1 rRNA gene is annotated in these 1,748 nt (G+C 57.5%); it reads right to left on the reverse strand.

Annotated elements, in window-relative coordinates:
• Positions 1-56: 56 nt before the first annotated feature.
• A 23S ribosomal RNA gene (locus tag IE093_RS22215) occupies positions 57-1,748 on the reverse strand; the annotation flags it as partial.

The following is a 1,748-nucleotide window of genomic DNA, read 5'->3' on the forward strand; positions in this document are numbered from 1 at the left end:
TACGTCTCGTCGTATCCGTCAATCGTGCGCGTCATGCGCAGACCCCTTGGGGTTATATGGTCAAGCCGCACGGGCCATTAGTACCGGTCAGCTCAACGCCTTGCAGCGCTTCCACACCCGGCCTATCAACCAGCTCGTCTCGCTGGGCCCTTCAGGAGGCTTGACGCCTCGGGGAAGTCTCATCTTGAAGGGGGCTTCCCGCTTAGATGCTTTCAGCGGTTATCCCGTCCGCACTTAGCTACCCGGCAATGCCACGGGCGTGACAACCGGTACACCAGAGGTGCGTCCACTCCGGTCCTCTCGTACTAGGAGCAGCCCTTCGCAAACTTCCAACGCCCACGGCAGATAGGGACCGAACTGTCTCACGACGTTCTAAACCCAGCTCGCGTACCACTTTAAATGGCGAACAGCCATACCCTTGGGACCGACTTCAGCCCCAGGATGTGATGAGCCGACATCGAGGTGCCAAACACCGCCGTCGATGTGAACTCTTGGGCGGTATCAGCCTGTTATCCCCGGAGTACCTTTTATCCGTTGAGCGATGGCCCTTCCATACAGAACCACCGGATCACTAGAACCTACTTTCGTACCTGCTCGACGTGTCTGTCTCGCAGTCAAGCACCCTTATGCTCTTGCACTCAATGCACGATTTCCAACCGTGCTGAGGGTACCTTCGTGCTCCTCCGTTACCCTTTGGGAGGAGACCGCCCCAGTCAAACTACCCACCACACACTGTCCTCGATCCGGATCACGGACCCAAGTTAGAACGCCAATGATGCCAGGCTGGTATTTCAAGGTCGGCTCCCCCCGAACTGGCGTCCGGGGTTCCTAGCCTCCCAGCTATCCTACACAAGCAACATCAGCATCCAGTGTGAAGCTGTAGTAAAGGTTCACGGGGTCTTTCCGTCTAGCCGCGGGTACACCGCATCTTCACGGCGATTTCAATTTCACTGAGTCTCGGGTGGAGACAGCGTGGCCATCATTACGCCATTCGTGCAGGTCGGAACTTACCCGACAAGGAATTTCGCTACCTTAGGACCGTTATAGTTACGGCCGCCGTTTACCGGGGCTTCGATCAGGAGCGTCGCCTAAGCTAACACCATCACTTAACCTTCCGGCACCGGGCAGGCGTCACACCCTATACGTCCGCTTGCGCGTTAGCAGAGTGCTGTGTTTTTACTAAACAGTTGCAGCCACCTGGTATCTTCGACCGCGTCGCGCTCCCCTCGCAAGGAGGTTCACCCTAATGCGGCGTGCCTTCTCCCGAAGTTACGGCACCATTTTGCCTAGTTCCTTCACCCGAGTTCTCTCAAGCGCCTCGGTATTCTCTACCTGACCACCTGTGTCGGTTTGGGGTACGGTCCCACAACACCTGAAGCTTAGAGGCTTTTCCTGGAAGCGTGGCATCGACGACTTCGGCCCCGTGGGGCCTTCGTCTCGCGTCTCGGCCTTGGGATCCCGGATTTGCCTGAGATCCCAGCCTACGCGCTTTCACCAGGACAACCAGCGCCTGGCCCGTCTAGCCTTCTTCGTCCCCCCATCGCAGTGCTGTGAGGTACGGGAATATTAACCCGTTTCCCATCGACTACGCCTTTCGGCCTCGCCTTAGGGGCCGACTCACTCTGCTCCGATTAGCGTCGAACAGAAACCCTTGGTCTTCCGGCGGGGGCGTTTTTCACGCCCCTTGTCGTTACTCATGTCAGCATTCGCACTCGTGATACCTCCAGCCCACTTCTCAATGGACCTTC

This window comes from Litchfieldella qijiaojingensis, assembly GCF_014651875.1.
Classification (GTDB): domain Bacteria; phylum Pseudomonadota; class Gammaproteobacteria; order Pseudomonadales; family Halomonadaceae; genus Litchfieldella; species Litchfieldella qijiaojingensis.